At 29.9% G+C, this 17,083-nt stretch carries 11 protein-coding genes and 1 pseudogene; 10 read left to right on the forward strand and 2 right to left on the reverse strand.

What is annotated here, in order from left to right; genetic code table 11:
- Positions 1-63 precede the first annotated feature (63 nt).
- A pseudogene (gene minD / locus Mjas_RS00290) lies at positions 64-480 on the reverse strand (cell division ATPase MinD); the annotation flags it as partial.
- A gap of 18 nt (positions 481-498) precedes the next feature.
- Complete coding sequence (gene spcS, locus Mjas_RS00295; RefSeq protein ID WP_421077810.1) at positions 499-1,821, reverse strand: O-phosphoseryl-tRNA(Sec) selenium transferase; 1,323 nt, start codon at positions 1,819-1,821, stop codon at positions 499-501.
- A gap of 171 nt (positions 1,822-1,992) precedes the next feature.
- On the opposite strand from spcS, the gene Mjas_RS00300 reads away from it, so the two are divergent.
- From Mjas_RS00300 to Mjas_RS00345, 10 genes are all read left to right on the forward strand, one after another.
- A complete protein-coding gene (locus tag Mjas_RS00300; protein ID WP_421077811.1) occupies positions 1,993-2,781 on the forward strand; it encodes an AAA family ATPase in 789 nt (262 codons plus the stop codon).
- A gap of 19 nt (positions 2,782-2,800) precedes the next feature.
- Positions 2,801-3,835, forward strand: coding sequence for a CPBP family intramembrane glutamic endopeptidase (locus Mjas_RS00305; protein WP_421077812.1), 1,035 nt, complete (start codon positions 2,801-2,803; stop codon positions 3,833-3,835).
- A gap of 114 nt (positions 3,836-3,949) precedes the next feature.
- Positions 3,950-4,795 (forward strand): agmatinase, encoded by an 846-nt coding sequence (gene speB / locus Mjas_RS00310; protein ID WP_421077813.1) that lies wholly within the window; start codon positions 3,950-3,952, stop codon positions 4,793-4,795.
- 99 nt (positions 4,796-4,894) lie between these two features.
- A complete protein-coding gene (locus tag Mjas_RS00315; protein WP_421077814.1) occupies positions 4,895-6,061 on the forward strand; it encodes a DUF2117 domain-containing protein in 1,167 nt (388 codons plus the stop codon).
- A 24-nt stretch (positions 6,062-6,085) separates the two neighbouring features.
- A complete protein-coding gene (locus Mjas_RS00320) occupies positions 6,086-6,967 on the forward strand; it encodes a hypothetical protein (protein ID WP_421077815.1) in 882 nt (293 codons plus the stop codon).
- Positions 6,949-8,652, forward strand: coding sequence for an HsdM family class I SAM-dependent methyltransferase (locus tag Mjas_RS00325; protein WP_421077816.1), 1,704 nt, complete (start codon positions 6,949-6,951; stop codon positions 8,650-8,652). The genes Mjas_RS00320 and Mjas_RS00325 overlap by 19 nt, the downstream gene beginning before the upstream one ends.
- A gap of 8 nt (positions 8,653-8,660) precedes the next feature.
- The gene (locus Mjas_RS00330) at positions 8,661-10,235 is read left to right on the forward strand and encodes a thiamine pyrophosphate-binding protein (RefSeq protein WP_421077817.1); all 1,575 of its coding nucleotides are present in this window, start codon (positions 8,661-8,663) and stop codon (positions 10,233-10,235) included.
- Between the two features lie 95 nt (positions 10,236-10,330).
- Entirely contained in the window at positions 10,331-11,197 is an 867-nt protein-coding gene (locus Mjas_RS00335; protein ID WP_421077818.1) for a topoisomerase DNA-binding C4 zinc finger domain-containing protein, read from the forward strand.
- 89 nt (positions 11,198-11,286) lie between these two features.
- Positions 11,287-13,644, forward strand: a complete 2,358-nt coding sequence (gene hypF / locus Mjas_RS00340; protein ID WP_421077819.1) for a carbamoyltransferase HypF — start codon at positions 11,287-11,289, stop codon at positions 13,642-13,644.
- Between the two features lie 26 nt (positions 13,645-13,670).
- A complete protein-coding gene (locus Mjas_RS00345) occupies positions 13,671-16,907 on the forward strand; it encodes an Eco57I restriction-modification methylase domain-containing protein (protein WP_421077820.1) in 3,237 nt (1,078 codons plus the stop codon).
- Positions 16,908-17,083 lie beyond the last annotated feature (176 nt).

Below are 17,083 nucleotides of genomic sequence, written 5' to 3' on the forward strand. Positions count from 1 at the left end.
ATATTTAACTACTACCTATTTCTATTTTTTGATTTTAAAGATGGTATTGTTAATTCACACTGTCAGTAATATTAAATGTTCAGCAGTTGATATTGCAGTCAGTGCTTCCTTTCCAATACCTGCTGGGCAATCTATTATTATAATATCCCCCAATTCATGCAACTTTGATAATACCTCCAATAATTTCTCAGGTTTAGCCTTTTTAAAACCATCCAATGATACACCAGCAGGAACTACCTTTACACCACCGGGTCCTTCATAAATAGCCTGCTCTACACTTGCACTACCTGCAAGAACATCATTTAAGGTTATTGGCTTCCCATCCAAACCCATTACAAGTTCCAAATTCGCCATAGCGATATCTGCATCAAGCACAATAACGTCTTTCCCAAATTTTGAAAGTGCCACTGATAAATTGGCCGAAATTGTAGTTTTACCAGTGCCTCCCTTGCCAGAAGCTATTGCAATAGTTATTGCCATCTTTTCACCTAAGGTGTTTTATTTAGTATTATCAATTAGAATATTTTCTAATTTTTCAACTGCAACAATAATATCTTCATTTTTAACACCAATTGCTGCATTCATAACAATGTAACTATATGGATAATTGCTCAAATAACAATTACCAAATTTATCTGATACCCTTACACCTCTTGGACCAGTAATCCTTAGATTGTATAATTTTCCTGCAATTTCCACAGGGTCTGAATCTACGGTAATGCATAAGGATATTGGGTTTTTAATATTTAAAACTTTATTATTTGTCTTTTCTGCTAATTCCATTGAAAGATTACCCAAAAGTTTTCTACTTTCCCTTTGCTGTTTCATAAGCTCCAAATATTTATTTAACCCTAATGACAACATTGAAACCAATATATTTACAATTGGTGTTGCACATGCTCTGCCTGGATAACAGAGAGAAATCTCATTTAAAAATTCTTTGTCTTTTGAATATATTATACCGCCCCCTATTGGAGTCAGTAAATTTTTATCAGAGGAGCTCACCACTGCATCCACTCTATATTTAAATGCTTTGTTTAATTTATTGATGTAAAATTTATTTTGAATGGCATAGGCACCATTTATAATATGCGGAATATCATACTCATCACAAATTTTTGCTATCTCTTCGATATCATCCCCCTCTCTTGGCGGGAAAAATGTGAGGGTGCTTAAAACGCATGGATTGTTGTTGGATTTTATTTCCTTTTTTATGGCATCTTCTATGTCCCCAACATCAACTTTTACAGCATCTTCGTATAATTTAGTTTCAACTAGTCGCATTCTAAGTCCTGCAAAAGATACAGCCTTTATTGGACTTTTATGTGCTGCATAAGGATATACAACCACATTTGAATTGTATTTTTTCCTTGCCGCACTTAAACACAGTGCTATTGACATCCCAGTTGCTACTGGCGTGGCTATTGAATAAACATTTAATCCCAAATTTTTTAAAAAACTTTTTAAAATGCTGTTTGTTAATCCATACATCACACTTGCTCCGGGAGCCTTTGGCTGAGGGTCGGTTAAATTTCCACTTCTCCCAACACCATGGCAAAAGCCAGAAACCAACTCTTCCTGAATCTTTGATGATAATCGTCCTTCTCTCTCCCCTATTCTTATAGATTTAGGGTCTTTATCTGTATCCATAAGAGAAAGTAATTTTAAAAATAGTTTTATTTTTTCATCATCTAATCCATTTTTTGGTATGGCCCTATGATTTAAGATTTCTTCAATCTCTTTTAAATTGTCCTTTAATACCAGCATGCCCCTATTTTCCATATTTTTAGGAAGCATTCCACTTATATTTAAATTAAACATAATATCACTTTGACATTTAAATATTTATATATTATCTAATAATAAAACAGTTATTATATATTATTGATAACTAATATTAAAATATATTTTATATTTCATATATTATTTATTAAGTATGATATTAATATATTATAAAATTATTATTTAGAAAATTACTATTTAGGCGAGATTATGAAGATAGCAATTACTGGAAAAGGTGGAGTAGGAAAAACATTTATATCATCCACATTGGCACGACTATTTGAAAAAAATGGATATAAGGTTATAGCTGTTGATGCAGACCCTGATATGAATCTTGCATGTGCATTAGGGATTGATGAGGAAATAACGCCCCTATCCAAAATGGACGACCTAATAGAGGAGCGAACCGGTGCAAAGGTCGGGGAATACGGGAGTGTTTTTAAAATCAATCCTAAGGTAGATGACATTGTTGAAAACTACTCTTACAGGGCGGGAAATGGGAACATACATTTGCTTGTTATGGGAACTATTGAACAGGGAGGGGGAGGATGCGTATGCCCTGCTTCAGTTTTACTGAGGCGACTTTTAAGGCATTTGATATTAAAAAGAAATGAAGTCGTTATAATGGACATGGAAGCAGGTATAGAGCATCTTGGAAGAAAAACTACTGAAAATGTCGATTTAATGATTGTTGTAATAGAACCTTCTAAAAAATCCTTGCTAACTGCAAAAAGAATAAAAAAACTTGCAAATGACATAAACATATCAAATCTATATGCCGTGGTGAATAAAATAAAAAACGATGAAGAAAAAGAAACATTTGGAAAAATATTTGAAAAAGAGGTGAATATACCGATAATTGGTTATATTCCATACAGCGACGAAGTCTCTTCATCCGATTTATTAGGAAAACCTATTGATTTAAATTCTGATGTTGGAAAAGAAGTTGAAAGATTATTCAATGAAATAATAAATATAAAAAATAAAAACAACAAATAAAAAAGTTAAATGTGAAAATATGCAATTTTTCATAATATTATGCGTCTGCATTTTAAGCATGTTTAATTTAGTGGCTTTAACGAAAATCATCTCTTCTTTTTTTGCAGTGTTGATATATTTAATTAATTTGGTGGAGTCTTTAAATAATAATAAAAAATTTAAAGATACAATTATAAAATTAATAGTAGCATTTAATGTATTAATGGCAGTATTTTCATTCTATTTAGATATAAAGCCTATATATGCAGGTATCTTTTTAACAACATCGCTATTATCTACGATTTTATTAATTAATAAAAATATTTTCAATTTCTTTGTAAAAAAATTAAATATGAATATCCAGTGGGGTAAAATAACTCATAGAACCTTTTTTCCCCTATCGTTATATATATTGCTAAATCCAATAGTGTATCTCACCACAATGGGAGCTCACCTAATGATATCATTAAGTAGTTTTTTTCAAATAATTGACCAATTGGGCTTTCAAATATTGTTGTTTGCATACTCTTTTATAGGGGTTGGATTTGGAACAAGAAGGGGATTAAAAGACTGCATAAACCGATTAAGTATAGGTATTCCGAATATAAAGTATGCTATTGTTGGATTTGTGGGAATATACTTAATTGACTATATTATTTGGAATGTCCCCTTATTCATTGATAATTTAATATCATTGATAGTCCCAAATCTTGGGAGCGACATTGCTACAAAAATGGCAGTAGAGTCATCAAATGTGGAACAGGTTGTCCAATCTATAAAACATGTTGTTCCCACCCTTACTGAAATAGCATTTTTATCCATTGTTGTAGGTATAAGTGAGGAACTCCTATTCAGAGGGGCACTGCAACCAAGATTTGGAAATTTATATACGAGCTTATTATTTACTGTCCTGCATTTTCAGTATTTTTCAATTGTGGCTTTATTGGATATATTTTTAATTAGCTATATGCTTGGAATGATTAGGAACAAAACCAACACATCAACAACGGCATTGATACATACAATATATGATTTTATATCCCTTGGGGGTTTAGTATTTTTATTTAATGTTTAAATCTAAAAAATATTTAAATAATCATGCATAATGGATTTTGACTAAAAAAATAAGATAATAAAAAAATAAGTAGCATCAAATAAGAATTGTTAATAACCGTGAAAAGGTGATATTGTGTATTTTGAAGATTTTTCTAAATATATATGTGCCTACTCTGATTTTGAAGATGCTGATTTTGTAATGTTCGGAATTCCATACGATGCCACAACTTCCTACAAACCAGGAACAAGATTTGGACCAGATGAAATAAGAAAGGCATCATGGGGGTTGGAAACATTCAGCCCAGTATTGAAAAAGGATTTAATTGATGTGAATGTATGTGATTTATACAATATCATCATTGAAGGAACCCAAATGGACATTATTGAAAGGTCATACAACGCATCCAAAAATATTATGGAAAAAGGCAAAATACCAATAATGATGGGCGGAGAGCATTCCATTACCTATCCCGTAGTAAAGGCTGTAAAGGATGTATATAATGATTTTGTTTTAATACAGTTTGATGCCCATTGTGATTTAAGAGAAGAGTATTTAGGCAATGAATATTCCCATGCAAGTGTAATAAGAAGATGTTTTGATTTAACAAAGGATATTTATCAGTTTGGAATAAGAAGCGGAGATAAAGAAGAATGGGAATTTGGATGGGAAAATACAAATATATCCATGGATTTACCTACAAAGGAAGATATAAAAGAAATTAAATCATTGGATAAACCCGTATATATTACAATAGATATTGATGTTTTAGACCCTGCCTATGCCCCTGGGACTGGAACCCCTGAGCCATGCGGATTTTCCACAAAAGAACTGATAAATTCACTGTATTTATTTAAGGAATTGAAAGATAACATAATAGGTTTTGATGTTGTTGAGATATCACCGCATTACGATATTGGAAACATCACATCTATTGCAGCGGCAAAAATAATAAGGGAGCTCATGCTAACAATAAAATAAAATAATAAATTGGATAATAAATTAGATAATAAATTAAAAAAATCCACTTAATTTGCTGTTCGCCTACTACGTCGGCGAAATGCAGGAAAAGGAGATATAATGAATATAGGAACAGTTATTCACGGACCTGAAATAATCGACACTGGCTATGCAAAAAAGATTTTGGATATTTTAGAGGAATTTTCCAAAGAATATGGCATAAATATTAATATAAAGGCAAAACTCGGCGGAACTATGGGACGAGTAGCTGTAATAGATAATGGTTTGGAGGATGTAATTGATATTTCGGAAAAACTCGTCCCATCCATGAGTTTGAAAAAATTAGGGAATAATGATATTTTAATTTTAATGAATTACGGAAAATCAAAGGAAACAGGGCACACATTTGGAAGAATCGTTGTAGGAAGAGCCGGAGTGCATAAACCAATAATACAGATAGAAAGACCAGGGGAAAAGGACGGAACAATTTTAATATGGAATAAAAATAAACATAATAATATTAATAACGATATTGACAAAAATTTAAACCTTTTAATAGAATATCTCTCAAAAAAACTAAACTTGAATATTGAAGAATGCATAAGCAATGGGTTGGATGTTTGGGAAGAGGGAAACAAAGTATTTAGGAAACTACATGGTGTTGATGATGGAGAATCCATAATGATAAATGGCATAGTGGTGGGCAGAGCTCGGGGAGCTCCGGTAATTTTAGTATCCGAAAATAACAAATTAATAGATATAATCAACGGCGAGGTAAAATGGCATGGCGTTGAAAAACTGGGCGAGATTGATTTAAAAAGTGTTATTATAAAGACAGGCATTCTAAGGAGGCATCCATCCAATATCAACAAGAATAAAAAAAATAAAACAATGGAAAAGAATAATTCGTCCAATGAATGCAATGAAGGGGAAATTGTCATTGTAAATCACGCAGGAGAGGATGTTTTAGAGGAAATAAAAAATAAAAATGTTTCTGCGGTAATCACTATTGGGGACGACACAACAACCATTTGCGGAGACATTTTAGCAAGATTTGATATTAAGATAATAGGCATTACAGATGGGGACAGGGATGAGCTCTTAAAAAATCCAATAATCACAGAAGGCTCAAATATATTTTTAATAAAAAACTGCAAGGATGACGATGTAGGGAAGATGTTGGAAGGAAAATTAAAGAACAAAAAAATGACATATACTGATACCTTAAATTATATAAAAGAACTTCTAAATAAAAATAAAATTGATTATTGTATTGATGAATATTGATTATAGTATAAAAAGGGGTAGATTATGGATTTAGAAAATTCATTTTTAAATGCAATTTCAGAAAGTTTTAAAGCATATGATAAATACGGAGCTCGAAGCAATAAAAAATTGATACCAATTCATAAATGGTTTGCGAAAGTTATTGAGAATAAATTAGGAGATAGATATTATACAAAATGTTTAGGCAATGGTGGAGAATATAAATTAAATGGTAAATACTACCCAAAAAATTTGGATATATCCATATTCAATAAAGAAACTGATAAATTGGTAGCAACAATAAGTTTTAAATTCGTGACTTCTAACTATAAACAAAATGCTAATAATTATTTTGAAAATTTATTGGGAGAAACGGCAAATATTAGACGAGTAAATGTAGGATTTGCACACTTTTTAGTATTACGGGGACATACGCCATATTACACAAAAAATAAAGGCAACTTAAGGGGAGAACTTAAAAAAATAGAATTAATTTCTGAAAAAGATTTAATGAAGTATATTAAATTATATAATGATTTAGATTTTCCACATAAACCAAATGTTTTAGGAATTGCTTTAATAGATTTTGATGACAGTGAAAATGCGTATTTTGTAGATTTAGATAGCATGAAAATTTCAGAAGAGGATATTGGTAAGATAAATAAAATATTAGAAAAAGCAGGATTTTCAAATGAAAAAATCAATGAAATAAATAAAAAGCTAAAAGAAGTAGGATTTTCAGAAGCAGATATTGAAGAAATAGAGAAAGAGTTAAAAAAAGCAAAAATACCAAAAAAAGATATTAAAGAAATAAATAAATTTTTAAACAATATTGGATTTTCAGAAAAAGGTATTAAAGCATTAAATGAAATGTCGTTAAACAAATTTATAAAACGAGTTGTTGGATTATGTCAGCTGATGGATTGAGCTCTAAAAAAATAGATAAAAATAAATTAAACGGTGTGGTATATACCCCTAAATGGATAGTTGAAACAATTTTGGACAATTTAGGATATACTGTAAATAACAACATATATTATAAAAAAATAATTGACCCGTCTTGCGGGGATGGTGCTTTTTTAAAAGAAGTTGTTGAAAGGTTTATTACTGATGCCTTAAACTCAAATAAATCAATTTCCGAAATAAAAAATCTTTTAGAACAGAATGTTTATGGAATAGATATTGATAAAAATGCTATTGAATTATGCAGAATTAATTTAACCAATATTGCTAAAAAATACGGCATCCATGATGTTAATTGGAATTTGATAAATAATGATAGCACAGATAAAGCATGGATTTCAAAACTATTTAAAAAATTTGATTATGTTGTTGGAAACCCACCATATATTAGAATCCAAAATTTAGGAAAAGAAAAGCGAAATAAAATTCAAAAAGAATGGAAACTGTGCAAATCTGGCTCTACTGACATATATATAGCATTTTTTGAGTTGGGATATTATTTATTAAACGATACTGGAAAATTAGGATATATCACGCCCAACACCTATATAAAAACATCAGCAGGAAAAGATTTAAGACTGTTTATCAAAAATAAAAAAATTTTGGAATTATTAATTGATTTTAGACATTACCAAGTATTCGAAAACGCCACTACCTATTCATTAATAACAATACTATCCAAATCATATAGACAAAATAAGTTTAAACTGTATTATGGAGACTCCAATAAAAAAATTAAATTCATAGATGAAATTGATTTAAACAATTTGAACGATAATAATTGGATATTATGCACCAATGATGTATTAATAAAGATTAAAGAGATAGAAAATAGAGGAGCTCCGCTTGGAAAGATAGCAGATATTCATGTTGGAATTACCACACTTGCAGATAGTTATTACATATTTAAAGACCCCATACTTAAAGAAAAAACTGCAATAATAAAATTAAAGGATGGTAGGGAGTTTGAAATTGAAAAGGACATTTTAAAACCAATAGTAAAAGCATCAGTTTTAAAGAGCTCAGACGAGGAGCAAAATCGTTATGTAATTTTCCCATATAAACTTAAAAATAATAAACATGTAATAATACCCGAAAATGAATTAAAAGAAAAATATCCTTTAACATACAATTATTTCCTAAAAATTAAAGATATATTACTTGCGAGAGATAAGGGCAAACCAAATCCAGTAGCATGGTATGCTTTTGGAAGAAGTCAAGGATTAGATACTTCATTTGGCAAAAAAATATTAACTTCACCGTTAAATAAAAAGCCAAACTTTATAGTATGGGAAAAAGAAGATTATACATTTTATGCTGGATATTGTATAAAATACGATGGAGATTTGTATGAATTGGCAAAGGAATTAAACAGTTCAGATATGGAATTTTATATAAATCATGTAAGTAGGAGTTATCAAAATAATTATAAATCATATTCAAAAACATTCATTAAAAATTTTGGAATATCCAACCCGAAAATTATTGGAAAATTTAAAAATAATCGCACATCGGTAAAAGAAGTCAATAAAAATGGGGATAACTATAAAGATAAAAATAAAAATAAGGGCAAAAATACCAAACAAACTACATTAACAAATTATTTAACTAAGGCAGATGATTTATTAAGTATAAATACCAATCTATAAGGGATAAAATGAAATTTACAGATGCAATATTAGATTTTTTAATGGAAAATAATATAAAAACAGTTTTTTCATATCCTGGGGAGCAGATTCTTCCATTGTATAATGCCCTAAATGAATCATCTATAAAAAATATAATGGTCAGGCATGAACAGGGAGCTCTACACATGGCAGATGGATACAGCAGAATTACAAACTATGTTGGAGTATGTTTGGCAACTGCGGGACCTGGTGCTACAAATTTGATGACAGGCGTTGCTACGGCATACAAGGATTCATCATCTGTAATTGCCATTACTGGAAGATGCGAGCGAAAATACATAAATAAGAATTATTTTCAAGAAATGCAAATGGATTTTTTAAATATATATAAAGGATACTTTGTAGATAAACCAGATGTAAGTTATTTCAAGAATGCACTTTCTGAAAGTTTAAATAGTAAAAAACCCATTCATTTAAATGTCCCAAGTGATGTTCTTAAATTGGATGCAGATGATTACTCCACTAAATATGATGATGATAAAGATGAAGACATAAACTTAAAATGTGGCATAAATATAAAAGATATTAAAAATATTAAGGATATTAAAAAGCCATTATTGCTTATAGGTCAGGGCATTTATGGAACCTTATCATACAAAGAAATGCTGAAAATAAATAATATATTAAAAAACAGTAATATCCTCATTACAACAACCTATCCTGCAAGGGGAGTTATCGACGAAAAGGATAAAAACTGTTTAGGATTGATTGGAAGAAGAGGAAACTTTATAGCAAATAAATACCTTTTGGAATGTGATGCCATATTTTCAATTGGTGCAAGTTTTTCATACAACACAATACCTGAAAGTATCCGAACAGAAGTTTTAAAGAAAATAATTGATTTAGATGCCAAAATTAATAATTTAAACGACATTAAGGCTTTGATTGACGCGTTAAATGATTTAAGGCATAGTTATACCCATGTAAATACAGATGGTAGCAATAAAGAAGACATTAGTAAATATAATTATAAATTAGACGAAAACCGAAGGTTTTCGTTGCTCGCTTGCTATCACAAGCGATTAGGTGATTATTCCCTAAAAATTAAGGAGATACTGGATAATTTACCAGATGACGCAATAATTACCACAGATGCTGGAAATCATACGGTTTTTGTATCATTATTAAAAAAATGCGTAGTCCCAAGAAATATTATTTCATCTCACAGTATGGGAACCATGGGATTTGGACTTCCAGCTTCAATTGGAGTTAAATTTGGATGTTTAGATTATAACATTAATAGAGAAGTAGTTTCAATAAATGGTGATGGCGGTTTCCAGATGAATTTGCAAGAGCTCGCAACAGTATCGGAAAATGATTTAAAAATACTTATTGTAATAATGAAAAACAACAGATTAAATGTATTTGGAGATATAAAGAACCCAGATTTCAACAAAATAGCAGATGCTTATGATATTGATAATGTTTATATAGAAGATATTGATGAGATAAGGGGAAACATAAAATATTATTTAAATAATAACAAACCTTATTTGATGGTAGTTGAATGTGAAAATGAGGGGCTACCTAAACCTTTTGTTTAAGTGATAAAATTAATAAATATTTGGAATGATTGATTAAATTTATTTAAATAATCATAACTATTAAACTAAAATCTGAATATAACGGAGGAATAAATATGGACGAATTATTTAAAACATTAACAAGCAACATGCACTTTAACGCAACGGAATTAAGCGACAAAACATGGAATCAAAACTGGAAAGTTCCAGAGGGACTTATATCAATAATAGGATTAAAAAACGGAAAAAGCCCTGTTTTTTACTATGGATTAACAGAGAACTGCAAAGAAGATTACGTATTGAAAAAAGGAGTTTCCGACAATAAGAATAAATTTATAAATGCAAGACTTTATTTCAAATTTGACAGAGCAGATATAATTGAAAAAGAAAAGTATGTTGTAGCAAATGGGTTTAACGGTCTTTTGTTGTGTGTGAAAATCGATAAGGAAAAATTCATAAACACTTTTGAAAAGATGCTCTTGGAAGGATATAATAATGGAGATGAGCATATAATTGATGTTTTAGAAAGAATGAAAGAAAGAAATATGTTCAATTCAGTTGAAGAAAGTGCAAGATACATTGCAAACAGGGATTACAACTGGTTAATAGGTAGATTAAAATACAAAGCAGGTCTTTTTAACTACTCTGGGCAGGGATATTGGTTATTACCATTAAAAACAAAAATGGAGATTACAAAAGGATTCGAGGTAAATAATAAGGAACTTATTGTTGATTTAGAAAATACGGAACTGTTTAAGAATTATTTGATATATGTGGATATTAAAAACAATGTAATAAGATACAACAAAAACAGATTATGCAAAAGCGGATTTTCATTTGTGGATGAGGTAAGAAAGCAGATGCACGATGATATATGTCCGTGGTGCGGTGGAAAGCTGAGATTGGTAAAAACTAAAAGAGGAGAGTTTTTAGGATGTTCAAACTATCCGGGTTGTCTTTATAGAAGGTTTTTAAAGAAATAAAATAAATATCAAGTATAATAAATATTAATTATTTTTTGTTTATTCTTTTTTTATGAAAATTTATTTAATTTCTCTTTTAAAGTGGTAGTATGATAAAAAAGATAATTGTAAAAGGTATAGTCCAAGGCGTGGGATTTAGACCTTTTGTTTATAGAATTGCTAAAAATAATAATTTAAAGGGATATGTAAAAAACATGGGAAATTATGTTGAAATAGTTGTAATGGGAAATAAAGACGATATAAACTCTTTTTTAGATGATTTAATGACTAAAAAACCACCATTAGCACAGATTAATGAAATAAATGTTTTTGATGAATTGAATGAATCCAATTACAAATCTAATTATGAGGATTTCATTATAGAAAAAAGTCAGGAAAATAAAGGTAATAAGGAAGAAGGAACAATTCCACCAGATGTGGCAATATGTGAGGATTGTTTAAAGGAGATAATGGATAAAAACGACAGAAGATACAGATATCCATTTACTGCATGCACTAACTGCGGTGCAAGATTCACAATAGTAAAGGAGCTCCCATACGATAGGGAAAATACATCCATGGATGAGTTCCCATTATGCGAGGATTGTTTAAATGAATACAAAAATCCTATGGATAGGAGATTCCATGCTCAGGCGACATGCTGTCCAAAATGCGGTCCAGAGGTATTTTTAACAGACAAAAATGGGAATATTCTATATAAAAAAGATGATGCTGTCCAAAATGCTGTAAAACTTCTAAAAGATGGATACATACTTGCAATAAAGGGAGTTGGTGGAACTCATTTGGCATGCTGTTGTGATGACGATAATGTGGTTTTAAATTTAAGAAACCGCCTAAACCGTCCAACTCAGCCCTTTGCTGTGATGACAAAACCAGAAAATTTAAATCTATTTGCCAATTTTGATGATGACGAGTTAAATCTTTTAAAATCGCCAAAACGACCTATTGTAGTCCTTGAAAAAAATGAAGATTATGATAAATATTTTTCAAAATATGTATCAAATTTAAATTCCATTGGGGTTATGTTTCAGTATTCTGCATTACATCATCTTTTATTGGAAACTGATAAAATTGCATACATTATGACATCTGCAAACCTTCCAGGTCTTCCAATGGCTATAAAAAACGACGATATACTAAATAATTTAAAAGATATTGCCGATTATTTTTTGCTTCATAACCGTGAGATAGTAAATAGATGCGATGACAGCGTATTGAAGAAAATAAACAATAGAATGATATTTTTAAGGCGGTCAAGAGGATATGCACCAGAGCCCATTATTGTAAATAATAATCCAGCCATTAAAAACAACGACAAAAATATATTATGCGTAGGTCCCGAGCTCAACTCAACGGCATGTTTAGTTAAGGGCAATAAGTTTTATTTGACTCAATATATTGGAAAAACATCCAAATACGAGACATTTAATTATCTCAACGATGCAATAAAGAATTTGATGAAAATTACAAATACAAATAAAATAGATGCGGTGGTCTGTGATTTGCATCCAAACTACAATTCTACAAAACTTGCTTATGAATTGGCTGAGAGGTTTGGGGCGGAGCTCTACAAAATCCAACATCATAAGGCACATGCCTATTCATTGATGGGGGATAATGATGTATTTGAAGATGGCATTTTCATTGCCATTGATGGACTTGGATATGGTGAGGATGGAAATATTTGGGGTGGTGAGGTTTTAAAATACGATAAAAATAAAAATAAAATGGAAAGAATAGGACATTTAGAAGAGCAATATCAGGCAGGCGGAGATTTAGCTACAAAATATCCACTTAGGATGCTTTTATCCATATTGTATAAAAAATTAAGTCGTGATGAATTAATTGAGTTTATCAAAGGATACGACTTTTTCAGTGATAAGGATTTAAAGCTTATGCTGTTTCAATTGGATAAAAAAATTAATGTTGTTAATACCACATCATGCGGAAGAATACTTGATTCTGTCTCGGCGATGCTTTCGGTGTGCTACGAGAGAACCTACGATGGAGAATACGCCATTAGGTTGGAAAGTGTGGCTGAGAACTTTGTAAAAAAATATCCAAAAGATTATAAAAAATGCGTGGAAATGGTTAAAAACGATATAAAAATAAAAAATAATATATTGAATACAACTGATTTGGTTTATAACTGTTATAAAATGCTATTGGGCGGATTTGAAAAGGAATTTATTGCCTATTATATTCATTTAGCCCTTGCTGATGGACTTTCAGAAATTGCTATAAAAAACGCAGAACACGAAGGCATTAACTATATCGGCTTAACTGGTGGAGTTTCCTATAATAAAATCATATCTGAGAGAATAAGGCAAAATGTGGAAAGTAATGGATTTAAATTTTTGTATCATAGGCGAGCTCCGAACGGTGATGGAGGTATTAGTTTTGGTCAGGGTGTTGGATATATTTTAAATAGATGCTATGACTATTAATAAATTAGAAGCATTGAGGGGAGATTATGGAAATAGAGCATATATTAATTAATAAAAATGTGTTAAAGGAGAGGTTAAGCAATTTTGATTTAAATGAAATACCAGATTTAGAGGAAAAACGAAAAATAATAGATAGTTGGATAACTGAAATAGAGGATAAAGGAATAGAAAAAATAAAAGAGGAATCATTAAAGGGTAAATTTTTAGAGGATATATTTTCAAAAGTATTGGGTTATAAATCAGTAATTGGAAATAAAGAATGGAATTTAGAAGTGGAGCAAAAAACACGGGTTGATAGTAAAAAGGCAGACGGTGCATTGGGATTTTTTAGCAATGATAAAAAAGATATTCATGCAGTAATTGAATTGAAAGATGGTAAAACCAACTTAGATTTAAAACAGAGCTCGCGAAAAGACAACAGAACACCAGTAGAACAGGCGTTTGATTATGCCACTAAATCGGGGAAAAACTGTAAATGGGTCATAGTTTCAAATTTTAAAGAGATACGACTCTATAATTACACAAATACGAGAATGGAAGAGTATCATCTTTTTGATATATCAAAACTTAGGGATGATGAGAAATTTAAAGAATTTTATTATATATTGAACTTTAACAATTTAATAAATAAAAACGGAGAGTCAGAAACTGAAAAACTTTGTTCTGAAACTGTAATTCGTGAAAAAGAAATTACTAAAAAGTTTTACAATGAAATTAAGAATATTAGGATAAATTTATTTGAGACGCTTAAAAAAGAAAATCCAAATATTGATGAGCTCACCTTATTTGAAAAGACACAGAAACTTATTGATAGGTTTTTATTTGTTTATTTTGCAGAGGATAAGGGAATTCTGCCACCAAATACGGTTTATAGAGTAAGTAAGGAGGCAAAATCGAGCGGATTTATAAAAATTACTCAATGGGATGCGTTTAAGCAATTATTTGAATATATTAACGAAGGATGCCCCGACTTTGGAATATATGCCTATAACGGCGGTTTGTTTAAAAAGGATGAGGTATTGGACAATTTAAATATACCTGATGAAATTATTATGGAGCTCGTGCAATTATCGGAATATGATTTTGATGGGGATTTAAATGTTAATATTTTAGGGCATATATTTGAGCAGTCCATATCTGATATTGAGGAAATAAAGGCATCAATCAATGGAGAACCTTATGATGAAAAACAGGGGAAGAGGAAAAAGGACGGTATTTTTTATACTCCTGAATTTATAACAAGGTATATTGTTGAAAAATCCATTGGTGGATGGCTTGAAGATAGAAAAAGGGAAATAGGGATTGAATTATTTGAAAGTATATCTCCTGAACAGATGGGGAAAGATAAAATTAAAAAAGGAAAGAAATTTGAATATAAAAAGAATTCCAAATCATACAAATCGTTAATGGCGTGGAAAAAATATAAGGAGATTTTAAAGAACATTAAGGTAATAGACCCCGCTTGTGGTTCTGGTGCGTTTTTAATTCAAGCATTAAATTATTTGGTTGAAGAAGGGGATAAAGTAAATAAGGCAATTAGGGAATTGCAGGGGGGAACAGAGGAATTATTCACATTAAAAGCGGATATTTTAAAAAATAACCTTTATGGAGTTGATATAAATAGGGAGTCCGTAGAAATTACAAAACTATCTTTATGGCTTAATTCTGTTAGGAAAGGGGAAAAACTGACATCACTTGATGACAATATAAAATGTGGCAATAGTTTATTTTTTGATTGGCATGGTGAATTTAAAGAAATATTTGAAAATGGGGGCTTTGATGTTGTAATTGGTAATCCCCCCTATGTTAGACAGGAAAGAATTACCGAAATAAAACCAGAATTGGAAGGAAATTATAAAACATACTCGGGAACAGCTGATTTATTTGTTTATTTCTATGAATTGGGATATAATATTTTAAAAGATGGGGGATATTTAGGATACATTACAAGTAATAAATGGATGAGGGCGAAATATGGGGAAAATTTAAGGGAGTTTTTAAAGGAAAATGTATTAATAAGAGAGATTGTAGATTTAGGCGGTGCAAAAATCTTTGAAGATGCCAGTGTTGATACAAATATACTAATATTTAAAAAAGAAGATGATAAGGGAATTATTAGAAACAACAAATTTAAAGCAGTTTTATTTAATGATTTTAAAAATAATGAAGAGTTTGAGGAACATATAAAAAATAAAGGATTTACAATGTGTCAGAGCTCGCTAAGTAAGGACGGATTTATTCTTATAGATAAGAATATTTTAAATCTTAAAAAGAAGATTGAAAAAATTGGAATTCCTTTAAAGGATTGGGATATAAAAATAAATTTTGGAATTAAAACAGGCTTTAACGATGCCTTTATTATTGATGGAAAAACTAAGGATGAATTAATTAAAAAAGACCCAAAGAACAAAGAGATAATAAAGCCGATTTTAAGGGGAAGGGATATAAAAAGGTATGGTTATGAATTTGCGGATTTATGGCTTATAAATACGCACAATGGATTAAAAAATAAAAATATTCCACCTGTGGATGTTCCCAAAGATTATCCTGTAATTTATGAATGGTTAAAACAATTTGAGGAAAAACTTAAAAAAAGAAGAGATAAAGGGGATAATTGGTGGAATTTAAGAAATTGTGCTTATTTAGAGGAATTTGAGAAAGAAAAAATAATCTTTTCTAGGATAGTTAAAAAACCCCAATTTTCATATGATGAAAATGGATGTTATGCAGAAGCTACAACTTACATTCTTACAGGAAATGAAAATTTGAAATATTTACTATTGCTGTTAAATTGTAGTGCAATATATAATATATTTTATAAATTCTATTCAGGTGGTGGCATAGATGGTGAAATTAAAATATATAAATTGAATGACCTACCTATCCCAAAAATCCCCGAAAACGAACAAATCCCATTCATAGAAAAAGCTGATAAAATGATTGAATTAAATAAAAAATTCATAAACAAGAAAAATAAATTTTTAAATAGGTTAAAAGGAATTGGAGTAAATAAAATTTCCAAAAAATTAGAAAACTTCCATACATTAGACTTTAACGAACTTATAAAAGAATTAAAAAAGCAGAAAATAAAACTCTCCCTAAAAGAACAAGATGAATGGGAAGACTATTTCAACGACTACAAAAATGAATTAAACGAAATTCTATCAGAAATAGAAAAAACAGATAAAGAAATCGACAAAATGGTTTATAAATTATACAACTTAACAGATGAAGAAATTAATATAATTGAAAACATAAACTAATTTAATTTTTTTATTATTTTTAGAGTTGTTATTTTGGGAGCTCCTATATTATATATCTCATTATTCGAATTTAAATTAAATTATATATTGAATTAGATAAAGTAAAAAATAATAAATAATACGGAGTTATATTCAATTTAGCGAATAATAAACCTTTATTTTTTGATTGATAAATT

Source organism: Methanothermococcus jasoni (assembly GCF_049075655.1).
Classification (GTDB): domain Archaea; phylum AGJL01; class Methanococci; order Methanococcales; family Methanococcaceae; genus Methanofervidicoccus.